The sequence below is a fragment of the Exiguobacterium sp. s128 genome (assembly GCF_018618815.1).
In the GTDB taxonomy this organism is placed as follows: Bacteria; Bacillota; Bacilli; order Exiguobacteriales; family Exiguobacteriaceae; genus Exiguobacterium_A; species Exiguobacterium_A antarcticum.
This window is the reverse complement of sequence record NZ_JACSMT010000028.1, coordinates 24,789-32,450: the sequence shown is the minus strand read 5'-3', so window position 1 is coordinate 32,450 and position 7,662 is coordinate 24,789. Positions and strand designations below refer to the sequence as shown.

At 52.0% G+C, this 7,662-nt stretch carries 7 protein-coding genes; 3 read left to right on the top strand and 4 right to left on the bottom strand.

Translation table 11 applies throughout. The features are described from left to right. Nucleotides 1-128: 128 nt before the first annotated feature. The gene (locus KNQ13_RS11190) at nucleotides 129-1,199 is read left to right on the top strand and encodes a threonine aldolase family protein (protein ID WP_014970283.1); all 1,071 of its coding nucleotides are present in this window, start codon (nucleotides 129-131) and stop codon (nucleotides 1,197-1,199) included. On the opposite strand, the gene KNQ13_RS11185 is transcribed toward KNQ13_RS11190, so the two are convergent. Further along, entirely contained in the window at nucleotides 1,196-1,588 is a 393-nt protein-coding gene (locus KNQ13_RS11185) for a MerR family transcriptional regulator (RefSeq protein ID WP_014970284.1), read from the bottom strand. The genes KNQ13_RS11190 and KNQ13_RS11185 overlap by 4 nt on opposite strands. Nucleotides 1,589-1,671: 83 nt before the next feature. Here KNQ13_RS11185 and KNQ13_RS11180 point away from each other — a divergent pair, with 83 nt between their 5' ends. After that, nucleotides 1,672-2,430, top strand: a complete 759-nt coding sequence (locus KNQ13_RS11180) for an SDR family NAD(P)-dependent oxidoreductase (protein ID WP_014970285.1) — start codon at nucleotides 1,672-1,674, stop codon at nucleotides 2,428-2,430. 106 nt (nucleotides 2,431-2,536) lie between these two features. Here KNQ13_RS11180 and KNQ13_RS11175 read toward each other — a convergent pair whose 3' ends face one another. Then, nucleotides 2,537-2,839 carry a hypothetical protein gene (locus KNQ13_RS11175; protein WP_014970286.1) on the bottom strand — a complete coding sequence of 101 codons (303 nt, stop codon included), beginning with the start codon at nucleotides 2,837-2,839 and terminating at the stop codon, nucleotides 2,537-2,539. Nucleotides 2,840-3,071: 232 nt separating this feature from the next. Between KNQ13_RS11175 and KNQ13_RS11170 the strand changes: the two genes are divergently transcribed. Beyond that, nucleotides 3,072-4,274 (top strand): MFS transporter, encoded by a 1,203-nt coding sequence (locus KNQ13_RS11170; RefSeq protein WP_209548371.1) that lies wholly within the window; start codon nucleotides 3,072-3,074, stop codon nucleotides 4,272-4,274. A gap of 241 nt (nucleotides 4,275-4,515) precedes the next feature. Here the strand turns inward: KNQ13_RS11170 and KNQ13_RS11165 are convergent, their stop codons facing one another. Continuing rightward, nucleotides 4,516-5,670 carry a globin domain-containing protein gene (locus KNQ13_RS11165; RefSeq protein ID WP_026829616.1) on the bottom strand — a complete coding sequence of 385 codons (1,155 nt, stop codon included), beginning with the start codon at nucleotides 5,668-5,670 and terminating at the stop codon, nucleotides 4,516-4,518. A 177-nt stretch (nucleotides 5,671-5,847) separates the two neighbouring features. Continuing rightward, complete coding sequence (locus KNQ13_RS11160) at nucleotides 5,848-7,473, bottom strand: ABC transporter substrate-binding protein (protein ID WP_026829615.1); 1,626 nt, start codon at nucleotides 7,471-7,473, stop codon at nucleotides 5,848-5,850. Between the last annotated feature and the right edge of the window lie 189 nt (nucleotides 7,474-7,662).

Sequence of the window (7,662 nt, the reverse complement as noted above, 5' to 3'; positions counted from 1 at the left end):
TGGCTACCGAAACCTCGAACGATTCTTTTTGAGATTGCGCCTTGAGCTTGGTCGTTAAAATAGCAACCACGTGTTATGGTGATGAGCCAAAAATAGTCATTATTTCCTAAAAAAATGGAGGTTTTCAGATGAGTCGATTACGAACGACCTTTCAACAATCTACAGGACAGGTCAGTGGCCATGGCAAACGGAATGTCGGCGTCTTAACCGCAGCGTTCGCGGCAATCGAAGACGGACGTTCAAGCGATCAGTACGGTACCGGTCCCTTCATCGAACCGTTCGAACAGAAGATGGCAGACCTACTCGGGATGGAAGAGGCGGTCTTTTTCCCGAGTGGGACGATGGCACAGCAAATCGCCTTACGGATCTGGTCCGACGAGACGGGGAACCGGACCGTCGCCTATCACCCGCTCTGTCATCTCGAGATCCATGAACAGGACGGTCTGAAGGAACTTCATCCGATCCAGACACTGCTGGTCGGCGAGGCGGACCGGCTGATGACGCTTGACGAGATCAAGGCCTTGCCGGAGATTGCCTGTCTGTTGCTTGAACTCCCGCAACGCGAGATTGGCGGGGTCGCCCCGACATTTACGGAACTGGAAGCCATCAGTCGGCATTGCCGCGAACGGGGGATTCGTCTTCATTTGGATGGTGCCCGTTTGTTTGAGATGTTGCCCTATTATCAAAAGACGGCAGCGGAAATAGCCGCCTTGTTCGACAGCGTCTACATCTCGTTTTATAAAGGACTCGGCGGGATTGCCGGGGCGATACTCGCGGGACCGGCGGCCTTTTGTCAAACGGCGCGGATTTGGAAACGACGGTACGGCGGGGATTTGATCAGTCTTTATCCGTATATCGTCTCAGCCGACCATTATTATGAACTCCGGAAAGACCGGATGGGTCAGTATTATGAAAACGCGAAACAACTGGCGGAACGGTTTAATGCGTTGCCGGGTGTCTTCACGACGCCGGAAGTCCCTGTCTCGAACATGTTCCACCTGCATTTTTCGGGGCAGTCGGATGAGGTCTCCCCTAAGCTCGAACAGATTCAGGAAACGACGGGCATTGGTCTTGTCGGTTACCTCGTCGACAAAGACGGGTATTGTTCAACAGAAATCAGTCTCGGGGATGCTTACGGGAAACTTGCGACCGACCGTTTAAACGAGGTGTTCGAACAGCTGGACCAGATGTTTTCTTAAGTGGAGCGGAACGCTTCCGGTGCAACAGAGGGATGAAGCTTACGGTAAGCGGCAATCTTGTCCGCAATCAGCTGTTCCGTTTGTGCGAGTTCAGCGAGCTGGTCGCGCACGTTTTGCTGATGGACTTCAAGGAGGCGGAGCCGCTCGAGAGATGTATCATGCGTCTCGGACGAAGCAAGAAACAGTTCGACATATTCCCGGATCTGTTCGATCGGCATATGGGTCGCCCGCAGACGCAGGACGAAGCGGAGCCAGTTGAGCTGGGTGTCGTCATACCGCCGGATACCGCTCGCCGTCCGGGTCGGGAACAACAAACCTTCTTTTTCGTAATACCGGATCGTATGGGCCGTCGTCTTTGTCAACTGACTGATTTCAGAAATCGTATACATGTCGTACCACCTTTCTTGCTTGACTTAGAGTTCACTCTAACGTGTAGGCTTTCACTATACCAAACAGAAATGGGGAATTACAGATGAAATACACAGTCATTACAGGAGCCAGCTCAGGCATCGGATACGAAACGGCGAAAGTGCTCGCGCAAAAAGGAAAATCGCTTGTCCTCGTCGCCCGCCGGACAGACGAACTCGAAAAACTACGCGACGAAGTCAAAGCTCTTGCACCGGACAGCGATGTCATCTTACGGTCCGTCGACTTGACGGAGTCGGCGAACGTCCATGAATTGTATGCCTCGCTAAAAGACCTCGATATCGAGACGTGGATCAACAACGCCGGCTTTGGTGATTTTGACAACGTCAAGGACGTATCGGTCTCAAAAATCGAGAAGATGCTCCGTCTGAACATCGAGGCGTTGACGGTCTTGACGAGTCTGTATGTCCACGACTACCACGATGTCGAAGGAACAACCGTCTTGAACGTCTCGTCCGGCGGCGGCTACCGGATTGTCCCGAACGCCGTCACGTATTGTGCGACGAAGTTTTATGTCAGTGCCTACACGGAAGGACTCGCCCAGGAACTGAAACAGTCCGGTGCGAAACTGCGGGCGAAAGTCTTGGCGCCTGCTGCGACGGAAACGGAATTTGCGGACCGTTCGCGTGGGGAAGCTGGATTTGATTACAGCAAACACGTCGCGAAGTACCACACGGCAGCCGAGATGGCAGGATTCCTCGACCAGTTGCTCGACAGTGACGCCATCGTCGGCATCGTCAACGCCGAAGATTATTCGTTTGAACTTCGGGGACCACTCTTTACGTATGTCGGTGCGAACAACTGAAGAACAAAACAAAACCAGTCTCCCGCTTTTGCGAGAGGCTGGTTTTGTTGAGTCTGTCTGATTCGGACGGATCCGAATCAGGTATGTTTTTACATATGTTTTCACATCAAATCAGGGGCATGGCAAAGGTCGACAATAAACTGACGACTAAAAACAGCGCGTAGCTGAAAAAGGTTGTTTTGGGGCTGCCCTCGGTCCGACTCCCTAGAATCGAAAAAAGACCGATCGCGCACACCGTAAGTACGGATAAAAAGATCGATTGAGGCGAATGGGTCACGGGGACTAGTGACTGCGCCAAATGGGCGAGTCCAAGCGGCAAGACGATGAGTAAAAAGTAATAACCAAGCCGTGCCTCAGACGGATGGTCGGTCGATTGATGATGGGAAACCGTTCGTGTATGCATTCTCATGGTTATTCACTTCCTTCTGCTTTTAGTATAGAGGACAAACGCTACAATCTTCGTTACAGTCCGATGAGAAGTCGATAACAAGATGAACACAATATGACGAAACGATGTCGGCTAGTTCCAATTTTGTAAAAAAGCATTTCCCAACTAGGCGTCTTATGTAAAAAAGTGTAAACTGATAAAAAGTAAAAACCTGACTGTATGATCCATATGGTGAAAGTGAAAGGAGAAGCGGATGACACGTTTGTTTCGTTATTTTTACGCATCGGATTTGATTGCCGTCGTCGGGGCGAGTGTCTCCTACATCGCCATCTACTGGACGTGCGCCCAGCTGTTGTCACCGGCAGAACTGGCTTTGTTGATCGGCGGTGTCTTTTTGATTCGTTTCGTCAGTTCCAGTTTGATCGGACCGTGGATTGACCGGGTCGAACCGGTCCAATTGCTGAAGTCGACCGTCCTGATTCGTTTCCTGGTATTGTTTTTTGTCTGGTTCCTCTTGACGCAAACGGAAACGACGCTGGTTCCGCTACTGGTTCTACTCGTCGTCCAGACGTTTTTACAAGTCATCGGCGGTAATACGGCGTTTAAGGTCGTGACCCGGATCGTCGATGCTGAAAAATTACCGGTCGCCAATGCCTACTTGAGCACCCTGGACCGGATCGGGACGTTAGCGGGACTCCTCGCCGGAGGGATGTTGATCGCCCGATTCTCAATCGAGACGATTTTAGTACTGGAGGCAATCCTGCACGTCATCGCCTGGTTCCTGTTGTTCCCGTTACGGTCGATGTCTGTTGATGCAGTCGCGGAAAAAACGACCTATTGGAGCGACTTGCGGGCCGGGTTCCGTTATTTGCTTCAGGACGCCCGGTTGATCCGGATTTTAGTGTTCGGGATCATCGCCAACTGGATGATTACACCGGCGAATGCCTTGCTCGCCCCATTCGCGAAGGATGTCCTGCAGGGTGGAGCACACACGTTTTCCTTGCTTGAACTGGCCCTCGTCATTGGTGGTATCGGTATGTCGCTCCTCTATGCCCGGTTTGCGGACCGACTCGACTTGACACAGATGTTCCGACTATCCATCCTATTGCAAGGTGTCTTTACGTTAGCGGTCGGACTGACGACGACGTTACCGTTTGCCTTTAGTGGCATGTTGTTACTTGGGATGGCACTCAGTTTGTTTGGGATTCCGTTTGCGACCTTGTTGCAACAGACGACACCGGATGCGTTGCTGGGCCGGATTCGTTCGGCGATGGTCGCCGCGTCGACGCTCTGCTCCGCGATCTGTTTTGCCCTTTCTTCCTACTTGACGACGGTGTTTGCGATCGAGACGGTGTTTGTGTTGTTTTCCGCTACGGGGTTACTGGCAACGGTCCTGTTGATTCGCTTTAAGCGTAACAAAACCCGTGATCACGTGCGACGGGATGAAGCCGGATGACAAATCCGTCTTTAGGCGGAGGGCGTGTCTTTAAAGAAACGATATACTAATAAAAACGCTTACAGAGGAGAATGTGACGAATGGATAATATGACGATGCTGGCTTTGATGTTTTTGATTCCGATTGGTGGAATGACGGTGCTGTTAAACGTCTTATGGAGACGGATCACACCGGAATAAGCGGCTACATAAACAGACAAAAACGAACGATCCCGCATGTGGGGTCGTTCGTTTTTTATGCGTTAAGAGACGACGGTCGGTGCCGCAAGGGCGAGGCTCGGACCAAACACTTCGTAGTGCAGGTTATCCGGATGTCCTGTCCAGTGTTGCCGGACAAACTGGATCATCGCTTCCGGACCACAGACAAACGTCTCGGCCGCTGGATCGATTGAAGTCAGCTCATCACGCGTCAATCGTCCTGCGCGTGTCCCGGCTTGTGCATTACGTTCCGCGTACCGAACGACGCTTGCACCGAATGTCTCAAGTTGGTTCAATCGTGACGTGAACGGATGATCGAGATCGTCCTGGACGGCGACGTGCAACGTGACCGGTCGTCCGTCGGCAAGCGCGGCTTCCGCCATCGCAAGCAGTGGCGTCAAACCGATCCCACCGGCAAGTCCGACGAATGGGGCACCGGAATCCGGTAATATGAACTGACCCGCCGGTGCACTTAATAAGAGAGAGTCACCGACCGTTAAGTCATGGAGTTGTCCCGACACCGATCCGTCTTGTTTGACGGAAATCTCATATGAGATTTCGTCGGCGGCTTTCGTCAGGCTGTACTGCCGGTTTTGCCAGAGTCCGTCCGGTGCTTGCAGGCGGACCGTGACGTATTGACCAGCTAAGTAAGTTGGTAACGGACGTCCGTCCGCCGGAATCAGCGTAAACGTTTTGATGTCGCTTGACTCCAGCGTGATCGCATCGATGAGGAACGGCTGGTAACCGACAAACGCTTTGTCCTGCTCATCTTGTTCATACAACTCTGCCTCAAGCGAAATGAACAGGTTGGCGATTTCACCGTATCCGGCTGTCCAGGCGTCGATGATGTCAGGTGTCGCGGCGTCACCAAGTACGTCCTTTATCGCCCCGATCAGTTCCGTCCCGACGATGTTGTACATAAACGGTTTGATCTGCAGACTGCGGTGCTTATGGAGGACCGGCAATAAGGTCGGCTTCAGTTCCTCAAGGCGGTCGATGTGGGCGGCAGCAGCGTAGACGGCCGTCGCCAAGGCTTGCGACTGGCGGTCATTTTTTTGGTTCGACTGGTTGAAGATATGTTTCATTTCCGGATGGTGTTCAAACAGGCGTTGGTAAAAGACACGTGTGATGCTGTGACCGTGTTCGGCGAGAACCGGGACAGTCGACTTGACGATTTCGATGGTAGATGACGTTAACATACAGACACTTCCTTTTTCGTTGTGAGTGGGTCGTTGTGAGCTCGTCTCCAGTATCATCCAGCAGGGTCTTAAATGCAATAAATAAAATACTAGATTAAAAACTGTACGTGATACTTGTCACAAGTGCGCCATCAATTCGTCAAATAACAGACAAAAACCTCTGAGTGAAGTCGGAGATCAAGAGGAAATCCAAAGCTTCGAGAAATCAAAGTAGCCGAACGAATCAATCGTGATGTTTTGCAACTCGATCGGGAACGGGATGATCCGTGTATCATCGTAGAGCGGAATGAAGTAGGACGAGTCAATCAAGTACCGTTCCACGGTCTGATGGAGCGTCATCCAGTCCGCAAACGATGTCTCGTCGTATTGGGCGATCCACGCCTCCATTTCCGGCATCTGACCAAACATTTTAGCGGGCGGTGAAAAGTCATTCGTCAAAAACTGATGGAAGGCGACTGGCAAGTTCCGCTCAAACACTTCCGCGTGCACGACAAGATCAATCGTGTCAAAGACGTGAAAATCGGTGATGCTTTCCTGAAAACCGACCGGGACGAGTTCGTACGGAATCTGATGTGTATCGAATGCTTCGCACAACCAACGGGTCACCTTGTCCGTGAAGTCGGTCAGTTTGATCCGGAGCGGCTGGTCAAACGAAACGGCAGGACCAGTCGGTGGCGGATAAACGGAACTGTACTGTTCAAGAAATCCGCGGTCGTTCGGAAAACTCCGCTCTCTGATGGACTGAATCTCCGGTCGAATCGAAGCAATCAAACGGTGTATGTAGTGGCGGGCTTCCGGGCGTTCGAACGGTCCGCCGGGACGCGGGTTAAAAAAAACGAGACCAAAGCCGGACTGGGTCGCGATCGTATCCGTCTCACCGGAGTCCGACCGCGATGTCCGGTAAACCGGATCGTAGGCGTCCGGCATTTGAATGAACTCGATTCGGTCGAGCAGTGCCCGGATGCCGAAATAGTTCGGGAACGCCGACAAAATCGTTTTTTTATTGTTATTCTGCGTCAATTGGAAGGCGCCCGTCCCAATGTTGTCTTTACTGATGCTCGTATGAATCGTCGCCAGTTTCGGCAACAGGGAATGCCGGCGTTGATCGAGTGTCACATCGACCTGATACGGTCCATTGGATTGAATGTGTTGGACATGCCGGTACGACCGGGCGTACGCCGGATAGGCAATGAGCTTCCGCAGGCTTTTTGTGACGTCTTTGCTCGTCAACAGCGAACCGTCGTGAAACCGGACATCTTTTCGTAAATACAGCGATAACGTTGACCCGTTCCAGGCATAATGATGTGCCAGTTCGCCCCGGAGTTTACCGTCCGCGTCGATGGCAAACAACCGGCTGAAGACATTTTGGACGAGGTGGGCACTGTGAATGTCGGCGGCTTCGAGCGGATCAGTCGTCAAAAAAGGTCGATTCCGCGGAATCAGCAGGGTATCCGACGATTCCTGCGTATAGCCGAACTTTCGCTCGAGTTGCCGCATGAACCGTCCCGTTTGAGCGGGTGACCAGTCCCAGCTGAGTTCTTCCGTCACGGCGTCGACCGACTCCCGTTCGATCCGCTCCAGCATCTGTTTCGCGTATTCCCGTTCGACGTGACGCAGCCAGACGAGTGCCGTCAGATGTCCGCGACCCCGACCGCTCGTATAGTGCAACCATCCTTCTTCCTGCCAACGGTTCAAATACCGTTTCGTTTGTTTGGGACTTAAGTGGATCGTGTCGGCCAATTCGGCAATTGAGTACGATCCTTCCCGGCAGGATTTCCATAAGGTGAACAAATAAGCGTCCATCTCATTCCTCCATTCTAAAAGGGGACATCTTTTCTTAACGATGTCCATTTTTTAGTCGCTGTGTCTTGTTTATCATACAGGTAGAGAATGGAAGGTGACAATGTCAATTACCTATCACTAAAGTGACGGGCTTATACAGCTTGAAATTGACTAGTCTAGGTTCTCACGAACTACGTTGGTTGGGTCATG